The organism is Nocardia lasii (assembly GCF_042658545.1).
Classification (GTDB): Bacteria; Actinomycetota; Actinomycetes; order Mycobacteriales; family Mycobacteriaceae; genus Nocardia; species Nocardia lasii.
Genome location: NZ_JBHSQN010000015.1, coordinates 444394 through 458620 on the forward strand (window position 1 = coordinate 444394; position 14227 = coordinate 458620).

Annotated in this window: 15 protein-coding genes and 1 tRNA gene; 5 read left to right on the forward strand and 11 right to left on the reverse strand. The window is 67.9% G+C overall.

Features of this window, described 5'->3' with window-relative positions:
- Positions 1-157 precede the first annotated feature (157 nt).
- The 3 genes from ACFP3H_RS24195 to ACFP3H_RS24205 all read right to left on the reverse strand — a co-directional run bounded on the left by ACFP3H_RS24195 (position 158) and on the right by ACFP3H_RS24205 (position 2179).
- A complete protein-coding gene (locus tag ACFP3H_RS24195; protein WP_378609391.1) occupies positions 158-598 on the reverse strand; it encodes an AraC family transcriptional regulator in 441 nt (146 codons plus the stop codon).
- The gene (locus ACFP3H_RS24200) at positions 595-1038 is read right to left on the reverse strand and encodes a GyrI-like domain-containing protein (RefSeq protein WP_378609392.1); all 444 of its coding nucleotides are present in this window, start codon (positions 1036-1038) and stop codon (positions 595-597) included. Before ACFP3H_RS24200 ends, ACFP3H_RS24195 begins: the two co-directional genes overlap by 4 nt.
- 265 nt (positions 1039-1303) lie before the next feature.
- Entirely contained in the window at positions 1304-2179 is an 876-nt protein-coding gene (locus tag ACFP3H_RS24205) for an alpha/beta hydrolase (protein ID WP_378609586.1), read from the reverse strand.
- A 374-nt stretch (positions 2180-2553) separates the two neighbouring features.
- On the opposite strand from ACFP3H_RS24205, the gene ACFP3H_RS24210 reads away from it, so the two are divergent.
- Entirely contained in the window at positions 2554-4011 is a 1458-nt protein-coding gene (locus ACFP3H_RS24210) for an MDR family MFS transporter (protein WP_378609394.1), read from the forward strand.
- A gap of 66 nt (positions 4012-4077) precedes the next feature.
- Here the strand turns inward: ACFP3H_RS24210 and ACFP3H_RS24215 are convergent, their stop codons facing one another.
- From ACFP3H_RS24215 to ACFP3H_RS24240, 6 genes are all read right to left on the reverse strand, one after another.
- Positions 4078-5667, reverse strand: a complete 1590-nt coding sequence (locus ACFP3H_RS24215; protein WP_378609396.1) for an ArnT family glycosyltransferase — start codon at positions 5665-5667, stop codon at positions 4078-4080.
- Between the two features lie 415 nt (positions 5668-6082).
- A tRNA-Ala gene (locus ACFP3H_RS24220) sits at positions 6083-6155 on the reverse strand.
- Positions 6156-6252: 97 nt separating this feature from the next.
- Positions 6253-7266, reverse strand: a complete 1014-nt coding sequence (gene sepX / locus ACFP3H_RS24225; RefSeq protein ID WP_378609397.1) for a divisome protein SepX/GlpR — start codon at positions 7264-7266, stop codon at positions 6253-6255.
- 136 nt (positions 7267-7402) lie between these two features.
- The gene (locus tag ACFP3H_RS24230) at positions 7403-8053 is read right to left on the reverse strand and encodes a GNAT family N-acetyltransferase (protein WP_378609399.1); all 651 of its coding nucleotides are present in this window, start codon (positions 8051-8053) and stop codon (positions 7403-7405) included.
- 12 nt (positions 8054-8065) lie between these two features.
- Positions 8066-9325: a molybdotransferase-like divisome protein Glp gene (gene glp, locus ACFP3H_RS24235; protein WP_378609400.1), complete on the reverse strand. Its 1260-nt coding sequence runs from the start codon at positions 9323-9325 to the stop codon at positions 8066-8068.
- Positions 9326-9364: 39 nt separating this feature from the next.
- Positions 9365-10291 (reverse strand): UTP--glucose-1-phosphate uridylyltransferase, encoded by a 927-nt coding sequence (locus tag ACFP3H_RS24240; protein WP_378609402.1) that lies wholly within the window; start codon positions 10289-10291, stop codon positions 9365-9367.
- A 154-nt stretch (positions 10292-10445) separates the two neighbouring features.
- Between ACFP3H_RS24240 and ACFP3H_RS24245 the strand changes: the two genes are divergently transcribed.
- From ACFP3H_RS24245 to mscL, 4 genes are all read left to right on the forward strand, one after another.
- Positions 10446-11045 carry a 5-formyltetrahydrofolate cyclo-ligase gene (locus tag ACFP3H_RS24245; protein ID WP_378609587.1) on the forward strand — a complete coding sequence of 200 codons (600 nt, stop codon included), beginning with the start codon at positions 10446-10448 and terminating at the stop codon, positions 11043-11045.
- 71 nt (positions 11046-11116) lie between these two features.
- On the forward strand, positions 11117-11431 hold the full coding sequence (locus ACFP3H_RS24250; protein WP_378609403.1) for an FmdB family zinc ribbon protein: 315 nt from the start codon (positions 11117-11119) through the stop codon (positions 11429-11431).
- Between the two features lie 89 nt (positions 11432-11520).
- Positions 11521-12189 (forward strand): SAF domain-containing protein, encoded by a 669-nt coding sequence (locus tag ACFP3H_RS24255; protein WP_378609405.1) that lies wholly within the window; start codon positions 11521-11523, stop codon positions 12187-12189.
- 117 nt (positions 12190-12306) lie between these two features.
- Positions 12307-12711 carry a large conductance mechanosensitive channel protein MscL gene (mscL, locus tag ACFP3H_RS24260; RefSeq protein ID WP_378609406.1) on the forward strand — a complete coding sequence of 135 codons (405 nt, stop codon included), beginning with the start codon at positions 12307-12309 and terminating at the stop codon, positions 12709-12711.
- Positions 12712-12809: 98 nt separating this feature from the next.
- Here mscL and ACFP3H_RS24265 read toward each other — a convergent pair whose 3' ends face one another.
- Positions 12810-13487, reverse strand: a complete 678-nt coding sequence (locus ACFP3H_RS24265) for an MspA family porin (RefSeq protein ID WP_378609589.1) — start codon at positions 13485-13487, stop codon at positions 12810-12812.
- A gap of 63 nt (positions 13488-13550) precedes the next feature.
- A complete protein-coding gene (locus ACFP3H_RS24270; protein WP_378609408.1) occupies positions 13551-14219 on the reverse strand; it encodes an MspA family porin in 669 nt (222 codons plus the stop codon).
- Positions 14220-14227 lie beyond the last annotated feature (8 nt).

The window sequence follows — 14227 nt, forward strand, 5'->3', positions numbered from 1 at the left end:
CAACAGGTGCAGTATCCGTCATCGGCGGAGATTGCACCAGACGAGTGGCTAATTTCTCGGAAACCTTCTGAGCCAGTTGAAATAACCGCAGGTCAGACTAGGTCATGACAGTGAAGTTACCGGATTGCAAACCAATCGGTTCGGATTCGGCTAATTTTCAGCTATCCACGGTGATGGAGATGAACAGCTCGACCCGGTGCGGGCCGTGCCACACCTCGATCTCCTCGCGGTAGGCGCGCGAGATCTCGGCCGAGGCGGTCGCGTCGTCGACCTGGGCCCAGACGTCCTCGACCGGGTCGTGGTAGTCGCCGTTGGGGGCGAAGCGCGCGTAGATGCCCTTGGGCACGCGCAGCATGAGATCGCCGACGGGCACCGCGTCGGGGGTGGCGTATTCGCGCGCGACCAGGGCGTTCCAGTTGCCCGCCGGATCGGGGACGTAGACGGTGTGCAGCGGTTCGCCGCCGGTGGGGCGGTCGCGCAGGCGGTCCTTGAGGAACTCGATCAGGTCGCTGTTGCTCACCTTGAAGCTCGGATGCACCCTCGGCACGGCCAGCCCGCCGTACAGCGCGGCGCCGCGCACCACGATCGAATAGGTCATCGCGGGTCTACTGCCAGGTAGAGGTCGATCTTGTAGGCGTGCGGGTAGCACTCGAAGTCGCCGGTGAAGGTGCGCTTGATCTGGTTGTGCTCTTCGGCGTAGGCGATCTGGGTCCACAAATCGGTCATCACCTGCGGGAAGTTACCGACCGAGGAGAAGCGGGCGTAGGTGCCGCGCGGGAGCCGGGCCGCCAGGTGACCGCGGGTGACCTGGTCGAGCGAATCGCACCGGTAGCCGACGATCTGGGTGTTGTAGGTGCTGAGCTCACCGGTGTAATCGGTATAGGCGCTGGCCAGCGGACCGCCGAGGTCCTGATGCAGCACTGCCGACCAGGCGGCCTCGAGGTCTCGGTCGCGCAGCTCACCGAGTGCGCGTTTGGGACTGCGGACCGGCAGACCGGCCACCCAGGTCTCGTCCCGCTCGACGATTTCGAACTGCAATTGACGACTCTCTCGAAGGGTCCTGCTCGGTTGCGCCATGCTATCAAACTCCCACCGCACCGCAGCTGAGCTGGACAAACGACCACCACCACGGGCCGATTCGACACTCTGTGGGCGGCGGGCAACTACAGCCGCGAGGACGCCGGTGGGCGTCGGCGGTGCTCCGAGCGCCCCGAGTACGGTCCGGCGGGGTGGCAGTTCGTCGGGATCGCGGCGTTGCCGTGGTCGTGTCGCCGAGGTCGGACGGCGACCGTGCCGGTGGCGGTTATCCGATAGCGGCGGCCAGGTGCGGCCAGGCCTCGTGCAGGTCGGCTTCGAACTGGCCCCAGGTGTGCGAGCCGGTCGGCCGGTGCACGTGCACGGCCGGGATGCCCAGTTGGCCGAGGCGGCCGGCGAAGGCCGCGGTGCAGGCGCCGGCGAGGGTTTCGATCGGCGGCATCGGCATGCCACGGTCCTTGGGGCCGGGCAGGCCCGTCGCGGCGGACAGGAAGATGGTCTTGCCCGCCAGGCGTCCCGCGTTGGCGAACACATCGTGCGCACGCCAGCCGGGGCCGCCGGGGAAGCCCCACATGTTGCCGGGGTTTCCGCCGCCGCGCACCGCCTGCGCGCTGGCCATCGCGATCCCCAGCGGGTCCGCCGCCCACGGGCACCCACTCAACGCCGCCACGGCCGAGAAGCGCGGGCCGCTCTGAATGGCCAGGTCCAGCGCGGAGGCCGCGCTCATCGACACACCGGCGATGGCGTTGCGGCCGCTGGCGCCGAGCGCGCCGTCGATCACCCCCGGTAGCTCCTGGGTCAGGTAGGTCTCCCAGCGCACCCGGCCCATGCCGGGATCATCGGAGATCCAGTCGGTGTAGAGCGTGAACGCGCCGCCGACCGGCATCACCACATTGACGAACTTGTCGGCGAAGAAGTGCCGCACGTCGGTGTTGTCCCACCAGGAGATCCCGTCGGCCCCGCCGCCCGCGCCGGTGAGCAGGTACAGCGTGGGCGCGCCCGCGCCCGCCGCCTTGATCACCTTGTTCTGGATGACCCGACCCATCGCGGGCGAGTACACATCGATCTGGGCCGACCGCCCACCCAGCGGCACCTCCCCGGCCACATGCGCCCCCGGATCCGCCGACGCCGTGGCCCCACCCATCGCGGCGATGATCGCGCACACCACAGCAAGCCATGTTCTCGATGCAGTCACCAGTCCTTGATACCCATCCGCGCGAGGGTCACACCCGCGAACACACCGGGACGACACGAGTCGGAATCGGACAGTGACCAGGCTCACCATCGGGCGTGATATTCGATCCAACACCCCGCCGACCTGCGGATCAGTTCCCATAGCGATGGCTACGGACCCCGAAAATCAGATGATTTGTGTCGGAGGTGATCGGAATACTTGCCGACGCTCGATGAGTTGGACCGACGGAATCCGTCTTCACTGCTGTGGGTGCCCAGCTCACGCCCTGCCTGAATCCATGCTCCCCGGAGGTTCCCCCCATGCCAGCCGATATAGCCCCACCGATGACGAAGGGCAAGACACCGACCGTCATCAGCGTGCTGGTGCTGGCGACCTTCGTCGTCATTCTCAACGAGACCATCATGATCAACGCGATCCCGAGCCTGATGGCCGACCTGCACGTCACCGAGGTCGCCGCGCAGTGGGTCTCCACCGCGTTCATGCTCACGATGGCCGCCATCATCCCCACCACCGGCTGGTTCCTGCAGCGCGTCACGACCCGCCGGGCCTACGCCACCGCGATGGGCGTGTTCATCGCGGGCACCGTGATCTCGGCGCTGGCGCCCACCTTCGCGGTGCTGCTGATCGGCCGCGTCGTGCAGGCGGGCGGCACCGCGGTGATGATGCCGCTGCTGATGACCACCCTGATGACCGTCGTGCCCGAACACGACCGTGGTCGCGTGATGGGGCGGGTCATGCTGGCCATCTCGGTCGCGCCCGCCATGGGCCCGTTCGTGGCCGGGCTGATCCTGCAGATCGACCTGCCGGGCATCGACGCGTGGCGCCTGCTGTTCGTGGTGATGCTGCCGATCGCCGGTCTGGTGACCTGGCTGGGTCTGCGTCAGCTCGAGAACATCGGCGAACCGCAGCCCGGTGAGCTCGACCTGCCCAGCGTCGCGCTGGCCGCGCTCGGTTTCGGCGGTCTGGTCTACGGCCTGAGCCAGTTCCACGGCGACAGCTACGCCCTCGCCACGGCGATCACCGCCGGCGGCATCGCGCTGATCGCGGCGTTCGCCTGGCGTCAGATCCACCTGCAGCGCACCGGCACCCCGCTGCTGGACCTGCGGGTGCTGCTGCAGGGCACCTACACCAAGGCGCTGGTGCTCATGTCCATCGCGTTCCTGGCGATGATGGGCTCGATGATCCTGCTGCCGCTGTACCTGCAGAATCTGCGCGGTCTGACGCCGTTGCAGACCGGTCTGCTGGTGATGCCCGGTGGTCTGGCGATGGGTCTGCTCGGCCCCACCGTCGGCAAGCTGTTCGACAAGTTCGGCGGGCGGCCGCTGGTGATCCCCGGTTCGATCGGGCTCACCGTCGCGCTGTTCGGGTTCACCCAGATCTCGATGACCACGCCGTACGCCGTGCTGCTGGCCCTGCACATCCTGCTGATGCTCTCGCTGGCCGCGTCGTTCACGCCGGTGTTCACGCTGGGTCTTGGCGCGCTGCCGATGCAGCTGTACTCGCACGGCAGCTCGATGCTGGGCACCCTGCAGCAGGTCGCGGCGGCCTTCGGCACCGCGCTGGTGATCACGGTGATGTCGGCGCGCAGTGCGACGCTGCGCGATCAGGGCACCCCGGCCGATTTCGCCGAGCTCGACGGCATGCGCCTGGCCTTCCTGGTCTCGGCCGTGCTGTCGGTGGCGGTGGTCGTGCTGGCGCTGCTGCTGCCCAACCGGGCGGCCTCGGACCCGCACGCCGCCCCGTCGGTGGAACCGGAAGCCCCGGAGCTGGTCAAGAACTGACCCACCCACGACGAACCCCCGGTCGCCTCGGCGGCCGGGGGTTCGTTCGTTTCCGACCCGGTGGGCTCAGTGGGTGGGGCGGGTGGTGGCGCGGTGGTCCTGCCAGACGCCGAGATCGAAGTAGAGGGTGGTCATGGAGTCCCACAGGGTCGACCACGGCTGCTTGGGGCCCTTGCAGACCCAGATCGCGGTCATCCGGTCGATGCCGGGGATGCCCATCGGGTCGTCGAGGTGCACCACGCGCTCGACCTCGTCGAAACGGGCGCGCAGGTGCGGTTCGGCGGAGTCCATGCCCAGGTAGATGACCGAGGTCGCCGAGTCCGGCGGCGGGCCGAAGAAGCCGAAACCGCGGCTCGGGCTGAAGGTGGCGGGCAGGTCGTAGCGCGCCCCGAACTGTTCGACGGCGCCCGCCTGCCAGTAGCCCTGGGCCACGACGGCGGAGTTCGCCTTCTCCCGCGGCGTGAGCTTGTCGTAGCCGGTGTCGACGGCGGCGACCAGGGTCGTCCAATTCGTCGTGCCCCAGAAGCCCGAGCGGATGCCGAGATCGATGGCGTCCTCGGCGGGATAACGCCAACTCGACGGCAGCGGCGTGACGGTGACGGAGACGATGAATCCCAACACCGACGCCGCGGCGATCGGAATCATCGCGATATTCATCCACCGTTTACGGTCGTAGCGCCACAGCCCCACCGCACCGAGGGCGAACATGGCGGGAAAGAAACCGGTCGGATAATAGGGCCGACCATGGGTGATGATGACGAACGCGGTCATGATCAGGAATGCGATCGGGATGAATCGAAAGGGTCGCAGCGATTCCTGCTTGAACACGGCCCAGAATCCGATGACCATCAGGAGAACACCGAGGAAACTCGCCAGGCCGAGCCACTGCGGAATGAATCCCAGCTGACCGAAACCGGTGGCGTCCTGTTCGGCGGCGATGATCGAACCCATCGCCAGCTGCGGCCAGTTGTGCTGGGACTGCCAGAACAGAATCGGCACCAGCGACAACGCGAGAACGGCACTGGCCACCCACAGCGCCGGGCGCCGCAGCACCTCGCGCGGACCGCACACGAGCACGGCCAGCCCCAGACAGGCCCAGACGATCGGGATCATCCATTTCACCTGCATGTCCACGGCCGCAACGAGTCCCGCGACGATGATCAACCAGTCCTGGCGGGTGCGCACCCACCGGATCAGCAGCCAGGTGATCACCGCCGTGAGGGTTGCGTCGAAGGCGAAGGTGCTCAAGATCACCTGTGTGGCAACGAGATTGGAGGTCGCGTAGGTGAACGCGGCGAGCAGCTGGACGCGGTGACTCGCCCGCAACTCGTACGCGATCAGCGCCGAGACCACGATCGCGCCGACACACATCAGCACCGCCGGAAACCGCAGCGCCGTAACAGATCCCGGCGCCAGCTGGTCGGCCATCCAGGCGAACAGGGGCACGATGACGCCCTGGTCAGCGTAGGTGTAGTCCAGCCGGCGTCCCGCGGACAGGAAGTAGAGCTCGTCGCCGAAGAAGTCGAAGCGCGCCGCGGTCACGGTCAGCACGAGCGCGGAGATCGCGGCGATCACCGCCACGCCACGGTAGGCGAACGTCGGTTCGGTAGTCGGTGGATCCTGTGGAGCGGTACGAACCGCAACGACCGCTGTCATGCCAATAACCCCTGATAATTCGAACAACAGATGCGGTCGAAACCATCTTCCCGTGGATGGTGTCGCACCTGTTCGCTGATGAACCGATTTCCTCCCCGGCAACGAACTCGACGGGCACCAACGCCCACGGTCGTGCTCGGATCACTTTCCACGAACAGTAATGCAGGCCCCGGCGGCCCGCAAATGTGACGGAAATCGATAGCGAACAGCTTTTAGTTGCCGGTAATAGAGATCGGCGTTACACGATGAGGCCGGATCGACATGAAAATAGATGATTTCAATTTACGTTCCACAAAAATTCAGCATGCATAAAATTGCGGCGAATGCCTGCCCCTATTTATCGGGGCATAGAGTTGTCTACGTTGTTCGACAAAGAAAAAAGAGGCCCGGTCTGATGACCGGGCCCCTTCGGGGGTGGAGCTAAGGGGAATCGAACCCCTGACCTTCTCGATGCGAACGAGACGCGCTACCAACTGCGCTATAGCCCCGTGCGGCTCTGGCGAACCGCGCTGTGACACTGTATCAGGGGTTGCGCCCCGATACCGAATCGGTATCCTGACCTGCGGATTTGCGTGGTTACCCGAGCTACTCGCCGACGGCTTGGCCGAGGTCGTCGACCCGGTGGCGAAGCGCGCGTGAGGTAGCCGGATCGAAGATCTCGAGGTACTCGAACCTCGGATCCTCGTCGTCGGTGTCGAGCAGCGTCGAACGGCGACGCAGGGCGCGGGCGGTGTCGCGGTCCATCGTGCGCCGGGTGGTGGTCGCCTCGGGGGCGGCCTCGTCGGTCTCGGGACGCTTGCCGTGGGACAGGCGCGCCGCGCGCCTGCGGCGGATCTCCTCCTCCACGTGGACCTGCTTGCGCAGGTAGGCCAGATAGCCCGTCAGCACGGCCGCGGACAGCCCGCACGCCCACCAGAACATCGACGACAGCAGCAGCCCGAAGGCGGCGAACATGATCGCGGCGATGATCAGCCCCATGACGGCCCGCTGGCGGAAGCTGTAGCGGGCGGCACGGGCGATGGCGTCGGCTTCGGGGTCGTAGCCGCCGCGACCGCGCCGGGTCGGGACGAAGTCGTCGTCGTAGTCGGTGTCGTCGTCCGCATCGGCCACGAGGTCGTCGAGGCGGGCAGGCGGTGCGGGTGGGATGCGCGCGGCGAGCGGGGGCTCGTCCTCGGCGGTGTCGGAGAGTTCCTCCGCCACTTCCGTTTCGGTCTCGTCGGTGTCGAGATCGGCAGGGGCGGTGGACTCCTCGGCGTCGTCGAGTTCGTCGACGGCCACCTCGGTGGCTTCGAGTTCTCCCGCGGGAGTCAGCTTTTCGTCGTCATCGTCGGTGACAGGGTCTTCGGACGTCATCCGATCCTCCGAATCAGTACGGTGGGAGCGCTTGCGCAACACACGGGGTCGATAGTCGGGGTCACTCTCGTGACCGCCTGCCGCGCCGATGCGGATCCGCCGTTCGGCCCCGCCACGGTGCAGCACGCGTGTGGCGAGCGCGGCGTCGGTGGTGCGGCGGATCCGGGGATGCCGGTCCGCCAGGATCGGGAACAGGACGAAGACCCACAGCACCACCAACCCGATCCACAGGATCGAATTCGGCATCGCGGTCATCACCTCCCGTCCCCACCTACGTGTTGTCCACCTGTGGACGCACCACTGACGTCCGTAGGTTAATTCGGGCAGACGCGCCCGTGTGGCAGGCGCGCCGTGCACACCTGCCACATGAGTAACAGAATTTTCACGGCAGCGCCGCCCGACCCTCCTTGACCAGGCGGTCCACCACGGTGCCGAGCACCTCTTCGACTGTCAAGCCCACGAGCAGATGATCACGCCACGCACCGTCGACATCGAGGTAGCGGCGCAGCATGCCCTCCTCGCGGAAGCCGACATTGCGCAGAACCGCCTGGCTGGCAAGGTTTTCCGGCCGCACCGTCGCCTCGACGCGGTGCAGACCGACCGGACCGAAACAGTGGTCCAGACCCAGCGCCAGCGCGGCGGTGGCCACTCCGCGTCCGCCCAGATCCTTGGCCACCCAGTAGCCGATCCAGCCCGACCGCAGCGCGCCGCGCACGATGTTGCCGATGGTCAACTGGCCGCTGAACTGCCCGTCGACCTCGATGACCAGCGGGATCATCGCCCCGCGCCGGGCCTCGGCCTTCAGGCTCGTCCACAGCGAGGGCCAGTTCGACGCGTGATTGCGCGCCTCCCAGCTCCCCCGTCCGGTCGGTTCCCACGGCTCGAGGTGGTCGCGGTCGCGCAGCCGGATGCGGCTCCAAGCCGCGGCATCGCGAAAACGCACGGGGCGCAAGGTCACCGCGCCACCGGCCACCAGCACCGGGCCGAGCCGGGCGGGCCAGCCGGGATGCTGTCCGGCCCGGAAGACGTTCATGGACTCCATTGTTCAGCCGCGCTGCGCCAGGAACGCGACTTGCACTTCGTCACCGGTGCGGAAATCGGTCTCGTCGGGTTCCACCACGATCAGGCTGTTCGCCTCGGCCAGCGTCGCCAGCAGGTGCGAGGAACCGCCGCTGCCGTTGCCGAGCGGCTGCACCAGGTAGTCGCCGGTGGCCTCGTCGCGCAGCAGTTGCGCGCGCAGGTAGCCCTTGCGGCCCGGCATCGAGGCGATGGGAGTGATGGTGCGCGCGTTGACGATTCGTCGCATCGGCTGGCGGCGGCCGAGCGCGATGCGGATCAGCGGGCGCACCATCACCTCGAACACCACCAGCGCGCTCACCGGGTTCGACGGCAGCAGGAAGGTGGGGACCTCGTCGCGGCCGAGCCGCCCGAAACCCTGCACCGAGCCCGGATGCATCGCCACCCGCTCGACCTCGAGTTCACCGAGGCCGTCGAGCGCCTCACGGACCTGATCGGAGGCCCAGCCGCCGACCGCGCCGGCGATCACCACGACCTCCGAGCGCACCAACTGCCCTTCGACCACGTCGCGCAGTCGGCGCGGGTCGGCGCTGACGATGCCGACCCGGTTCACATCGGCGCCCGCGTCGCGCGCGGCCGCCGCCAGGGCATAGGAGTTCACGTCGTAGACCTGGCCGGGGCCGGGCGTGCGGTCGATGTCGATCAGTTCGCCGCCGATGGAGATCACCGACAGGCGCGGACGCGGGTGCACCAGCACCTTGTCCTGGCCCACGGCGGCCAGCAGGCCGACCTGGGCGGCGCCGATGATGGTGCCCGCGCGCACGGCCACGTCGCCGGGCTGCACGTCGTCGCCGACGCGGCGCACGTAGTCGCCCGAGCGGACGGGCTCGAAGACCTTGATCCTGGCCCGGCCGCCGTCGGTGAACTCCAGCGGCAGGACGGCGTCGGCCAGGGTGGGCAGCGGGGCGCCGGTGTCGACGCGCACGGTCTGGCGCGGCTGCAGGCGGATGGGCTGGCGCGAACCGGCCACCACCTCGCCGACCACCGGCAGGGTGAGGTCGATCAGCTCGCCCTCCTCGTCGCGCACGTCCACGCCCGCGGCGGAGACGTCGACGCTGCGCACCGCGTACCCGTCGATGGCCGCCTGATCGAAGCCGGGCAGCGGCCGTTCGGAGATGACATCCTCGGCGCACAGCAAACCCTGCGCCTCCGAGATCGCGACCCGGACCGGCCTGGGTGCGACCGCGGCCGCGGTGACCTTGATCAGCTGATCCTCAACCGAGCGCATCGAGCTCCTGAATCTATGGCGGCGGTGAAACGGCCGCGTTTAGGCGACGGGCGACTGCGGATCCCACTGCGGACTGAGCCGGAAGTTCAGCCACTCGCGCAGTTGCGGGCCGTATTCCTCCCGCTCGAGGGCGAAATCCACAGCAGCTCGAAGATAACCGCCCGGATTGCCCAAGTCATGGCGCGACCCTCGATGGACCACCACGTGCACCGGATGCCCCTCGGCGATCAGCAGCGCGATGGCGTCGGTGAGCTGCAGTTCCCCGCCCGCGCCCGGTTCGATCCGGCGCAGCGCGTCGAAGATCGCCCGGTCGAGCAGGTAGCGGCCGGCGGCGGCCAGGGTGGAGGGCGCGTCGGCGAGTTCGGGCTTCTCGACCATGCCCTTGACCCGCAGCACGTCGGCTTCGGCGCCGTCGTCGAGATCGGCGACATCGAACACGCCGTAGGAACTGACCTGCGACTTGGGCACGTCGATGGCGCACAGCACGCTGCCGCCACGCTCGCGACGCACCCGGCTCATCGTCTCGAGCACGCCGCACGGCAGCACCAGATCGTCGGGCAGCAGCACCGCGATGGCGAGCTCGTCGTCGTCGAGGACGGCTTCGGCCTGGGCGACCGCGTGGCCGAGGCCGAGCGGCTCCTCCTGCACGACCGAGGTCACGTCCAGCAGGCCGGGCGCCTTGCGCACCTTCTCGAGCAGCGCGAACTTGCCGCGCTCGGCGAGGGTGCTCTCGAGCACGAGGTCCTCGACGAAGTGCGCGACCACGCCGTCCTTGCCGGGCGAGGTCACGATGACCAGCCGGTCGGCGCCGGACTCGGCGGCCTCGGCGGCGACCAACTCGATGCCGGGGGTGTCGACCACCGGCAGCAATTCCTTGGGCACCGTCTTGGTCGCAGGCAGAAACCGCGTTCCGAGACCGGCCGCGGGAACCACCGCAGTGCGGAAACCGGAAGTCTTGTCTGTCATGCGCATACCCTATCCATTCCAGTGCCGTCCGATCGTCCGCGCGACGATCCGGCGTCGGCAAGAGCTTAGGCGTTGCCGCGACCGCCCCGCGCCCGCGCGCGACCGACATCGGATCGTCGCGCTCGGAGTGCAGACTATGGTGGTCGCTGTGGATATGCCCGGTGAGCGCACCAAATATGCATGGCGGCGCGAGATCGGGGCTACCCGAGCGCAACTCGACCCCGCCGAGCACGCGGTGGAGGCGGCGGCGCTGGCCGGTGCGACGGCCCAGCTCACCGGTACCGACGAGGTGGTGTGCGCCTATGTTCCGGTGCGTGGCGAACCCGGCGATCTGCGCATGCTCGACGCGGTGCGCGGGCGCGGCGCCACGGTGTTGCTGCCGGTGACCGGCGAGCCCGGACCGCTGAGTTGGGCGCGCTACGACGGTGCCGATTCGCTGCGCAAGGCCCGCTACGGGCTGCTCGAACCGGCCACCGAGACACTGCCGCCCGAGGTCGTGGCGAGCTCGACCACGATCCTGGTGCCCGCGCTCGCGGTGGATCGGCGTGGCGTGCGACTCGGGCGTGGCGCGGGCTATTACGACCGGACGCTGGGAGCGGCGCGCGCGGGGGTCCGCCTCATCGCCGTGGTGCGGGATAATGAACTGGTCGACCGGCTTCCCGAGGAACCGCACGATCGGCGAATGGGTTGGGCGCTCACCCCGAGCGGCGGACTGACACCGTTGGGCCGCGACCTCCCCGTTTCGCCGGAATGAAACGGCGATTCGCGACGTTGGCAGTGTCGGCGGTAGAGTGCTAGATCGACGAGAGACCTGCGGAGGATCCTGTGCCAACTTATTCGTACGCGTGCACCGAGTGTGACAACCGCTTCGACATCGTGCAGTCCTTCTCCGACGACACGCTGACCGAATGCCCGCAGTGCGCGGGCAAGCTGCGCAAGCTGTTCAACTCGGTCGGCATCGTGTTCAAGGGCAGTGGCTTCTACCGCACCGACAGCCGTGGTGGCGCGTCCACCGCGAGCGAGCCCGCCAAGACCTCCTCGGAGTCGAGCTCCAGCAGCAGCAGCAGCAACGGATCCGGCAGCAACGGAAGTTCGTCGTCGAGCGCGAGCACCAGCTCCACTCCGGCCGCCGCCAGCTGACTTTTTCCCAGTTATCCACAGGCCCCGAGTTATCCACAGGGGGCTGTTTTCGACGGTGTCGCGACGGCGCGCGGTTCTACGCTTTCGCTATGACTCGCAGTCTCGCCGATCTGGGACGTGGTAGTTCCTGGCGCTTCGCTCTCGGTAACCGACCGTCGTGGGCCGATGCCCTGCTGCTGCGGCGCATCGCCGCCGCCGCGCTCGCCGTCGCCGCGGTGGTGTTGTTCGTGCGTGGCGATCCCGGTGGGGCGCGGGTCGCGGTGGTCGTGGCGGCGCGTGATCTCTCGCCCGGCCGCTTGCTCACCGCCGCGGACCTCCGCATCGATCAGCACGAATCCCGTTCGCTGCCAACGGGTTCGGTAGCCGAGACCACTCCCCTGCTCGGCGCGACGCTGACCGGCGCCATGCGCGCCGGGGAGACCTTCACCGATCTGCGCGTGGTCGGCCCGCGGTTGGCCGCGGCCGCCGCCGGAAGCGCGGACGCGCGGATCGTGCCGATCCGGTTGGCCGATGCCGCGGTGGCTGAGGTGTTGCGGGCCGGTGATCGCGTCGATGTGATCGGGGTCGAGGACGCGGGCGGGCCGGGAGCGAGCAGACCCGCGCGGACCCTGGCCACCGACGCGGCCGTCGTGCTCGTCACCGCGACCGGCGATCGGCGCGGCGCCGAACGGGTGGTCCTGGTCGCGCTCGACACCGAATACGCCACGGCGGTGGCGGGTGCCTCGCTACGCACGGCGCTGACCGTCGTCTTCCACTGACGGAATCCCCCGGCCGGTCGGGGCGTCGTTTGCGCGCGATTTGCCACCGTCGTGGTTAGCATCAGAAACCACGCTCGATCGTTTCGCGTCACCGCTCGCACGAAGGAGACATCGGCAATGCTCAAAGGCTTCAAGGATTTTCTGCTCCGCGGCAATGTGGTGGACCTGGCCGTCGCGGTCGTCATCGGCACCGCCTTCGTCGCGATCGTCACCGCGTTCAGCGACGGCGTCATCAATCCGGTGCTCGCGGTATTCGGCGGTTCCAACGATCTGGGTCTGGGTTTCCAGCTCGTCGCGGACAAACCGGCCACGTTCATCGAGATCGGCCCGATCATCACCGCCGTCATCAACTTCATCCTCATCGCCGCGATTCTGTACTTCGTCCTGGTGGCGCCCGCCACGATGGCGCGTAAGCGGTACTCACCGGGTACGGAGAAACTCACCGACAACGAATTGTTGCTCCAGATCCGGGATCTGCTCGCCGAACAGCGCGGTCGCGCCGACGGTCAGCACAATCCCTGAAAGAGTCACTGCTACACGGAAATCGGAGCTCACTCGGTTGAGCGAGCTCCGATTTCCCTGCGGTGTCGCATAATTCGATCAGGAAGCGAATTGCGTGATCAGCCCAGACTGAACGGTGCACCCCACAGCGTCACCCAGCTGATCACATTGTCGGTTTCCACCTCGACGCTCACGAACGAGCGGGCCTGGGCGTAACCGCCGCAGCCGGACAGGCCGATGGTCTCGTCGGCCCAGGTCACCGAACCCGAACCGCCGGTGAAGGCGTTGCGGGTCTTGTGGGTTTCGCTGCCGTAGTCGTCGGCCATCTCGAGGTCGAGGACGTAGAAGGACCGGGCCTGGCCGGGACCGAGGGTGAGTTCACCACCGGTGGACACGCCACCGGTGGTGGCCCCCGGATTCCCCTGGTTGTCAGCCCAGCCCTGCGTGCCCTCCGCCTCGCCGTTGACGCCGCCGCCGGCGATATTGACCTGGCAGCCGACGGTGTAGCCGGGGAAGATCTTGCCGTCCCCGCCGCCGGACACCGTCACCTGCGCGCTGCCCGACACCCACGCATTGCGGTGCGCGGGAGTCGATCCCAGCGACGGGTTGATGTTGGCCGACTCGCCCACCAGGCTGATGTCGACGACGGTGCCGTCGGAGAGCACCTTGGTGATGTGCCCGCCCGGCAGCGGAACGAAGGTGTCGGCCGACGCCGCACCCGTGGAGAACAAGCCCAACGCCATGGTGGCGGCGGCGCCGAGACCGGCCGCGCGCACCATGCTCTGACGGTTGATCAGCACAGTTGACCCCTCGATGGTGAATTCGATGGAACGGGTGGGAGTTTCGGTTCGGCCGTGCGATCAGCCGATGCTGAACGGCATCCCGTACAGCGTGGTCTTCGAGTAGTGGTCACCGATGATCTCGACCACCGTGTACGCCCGCGCCTGCGCGTAGCCCGCACAGCCCTGGATCTGGATCTCCGCGTCCTGGTAGTCGATCGAGTAGACACCCGGCTTCAGAATGTCCTTCGCGCTGATCTGGACGAAGGCCACCTCGCCCGGTCCGAGGTTCAGACCGATCGAACCGCCCGCGCTCAATCCGTCGGTGGATACGCCGCCGGAGACGCCGGCGCCGATCGCGTCGTCGCCGATGCTCACCTGGCAACCGACGATGTAGCCCGTGTTCAGATTCGACGCGCCGTGCGTCGAGGAATTGTTGGAGCCGGGACGACCCGACGGGCCGTTGTAGGGCCCGACCTCGCCTTCCGGCGTGACCTGCACATCGGCGCGCGCGTTGCCCGATACCCACACGACGCGACCGGCGCCATTGGCAGCCAGCGACGGTGAGATGACGGCGTGCTCGCCGGTCCGACTCAGAGTGACTCCGGGACCGGCCTTCTGGCCGTCCGGCAACGGTACGAAGGTGTCCGCGTTGGCTGCACCGGCCGACAGCAGCCCGATCGAGACGGCCACTGCGGCGCCGGCGCTCACGGCGCCGCGGCGCACGCGGATGGTGCGGTTCTCGCTCATTGTTCCCC

Excerpts from the sequence above, each read along its gene's own strand:
- ACFP3H_RS24195 (WP_378609391.1), bottom strand. The coding sequence starts at position 598 with ATGACCTATTCGATCGTGGTGCGCGGCGCCGCGCTGTACGGCGGGCTG.
- ACFP3H_RS24205 (WP_378609586.1), bottom strand. The coding sequence starts at position 2,179 with ATGGGTGGGGCCACGGCGTCGGCGGATCCGGGGGCGCATGTGGCCGGG.
- ACFP3H_RS24210 (WP_378609394.1), top strand. The coding sequence starts at position 2,554 with ATGACGAAGGGCAAGACACCGACCGTCATCAGCGTGCTGGTGCTGGCG.
- ACFP3H_RS24215 (WP_378609396.1), bottom strand. The coding sequence starts at position 5,667 with ATGACAGCGGTCGTTGCGGTTCGTACCGCTCCACAGGATCCACCGACT.
- sepX (WP_378609397.1), bottom strand. The coding sequence starts at position 7,266 with ATGCCGAATTCGATCCTGTGGATCGGGTTGGTGGTGCTGTGGGTCTTC.
- ACFP3H_RS24230 (WP_378609399.1), bottom strand. The coding sequence starts at position 8,053 with ATGAACGTCTTCCGGGCCGGACAGCATCCCGGCTGGCCCGCCCGGCTC.
- glp (WP_378609400.1), bottom strand. The coding sequence starts at position 9,325 with ATGCGCTCGGTTGAGGATCAGCTGATCAAGGTCACCGCGGCCGCGGTC.
- ACFP3H_RS24240 (WP_378609402.1), bottom strand. The coding sequence starts at position 10,291 with ATGACAGACAAGACTTCCGGTTTCCGCACTGCGGTGGTTCCCGCGGCC.
- ACFP3H_RS24245 (WP_378609587.1), top strand. The coding sequence starts at position 10,446 with ATGCCCGGTGAGCGCACCAAATATGCATGGCGGCGCGAGATCGGGGCT.
- ACFP3H_RS24255 (WP_378609405.1), top strand. The coding sequence starts at position 11,521 with ATGACTCGCAGTCTCGCCGATCTGGGACGTGGTAGTTCCTGGCGCTTC.
- mscL (WP_378609406.1), top strand. The coding sequence starts at position 12,307 with ATGCTCAAAGGCTTCAAGGATTTTCTGCTCCGCGGCAATGTGGTGGAC.
- ACFP3H_RS24270 (WP_378609408.1), bottom strand. The coding sequence starts at position 14,219 with ATGAGCGAGAACCGCACCATCCGCGTGCGCCGCGGCGCCGTGAGCGCC.